Genomic DNA, 558 nt, shown 5'->3' with positions numbered 1-558 from the left:
CTGCGCGCGGAAGTGGCGGCGGATCGTCGAGTAGGAGGGGATCCTCCCCAGGGCGGGCTCCTCCTCGGCCAGGGCGCACAGGTTGTCGTAGTGCAGCTGTACGGTCCAGTCGGGATGCTCGCGATATAGGGCGCTCAGCGTCTCGATCTGGCGAGCGCTCAGGCGGCGGGCGAGCCCGGCGTCCTCGCGCCGCCGGGGGCGCAGGGCGGCCACCGGGTCGGCGGCGTGGCGCGCCCGGTAGTACCAACGCTCCAGGGTCGGCACGCTGAACTGGATCGCGTGCCCGTGCAGCGGATGCCGCCACTGCCGGGCGGCCAGTGTCTTGAGCGCGCTCGCCAACTCGCCGTTGTCCGGGGGCGCGGCCAGCAGCGGGCCGATGATCGCGAAGCGCAACCGCGCCCAGCCATCCGAATCCGGTTTCCGATTCATCATGGACTCCTCTTTCCAAAGGGAAAACGGAGCCTAATCCGACCGTCTGGAGAGCGACTATCCCATCTTCTGCGGGGCAAACACCTCCCTCAGCGACCCCGCACAGGGGCTGCCCGTCGTCAGCGGCAA

1 protein-coding gene is annotated in these 558 nt (G+C 69.7%); it reads right to left on the bottom strand.

Translation table 11 applies throughout. The annotated features are described in order from the left end of the window. The coding region (locus ACYQ2W_RS26540) for a helix-turn-helix domain-containing protein (protein ID WP_459874122.1) at positions 1–429 on the bottom strand (429 nt) is incomplete at its 3' end. Between the last annotated feature and the right edge of the window lie 129 nt (positions 430–558).

The sequence above is a fragment of the Endothiovibrio diazotrophicus genome, assembly GCF_054657215.1.
The sequence above is the reverse complement of the archived record's forward strand: the minus strand, read 5'-3'. Positions and strand labels throughout refer to the sequence as shown.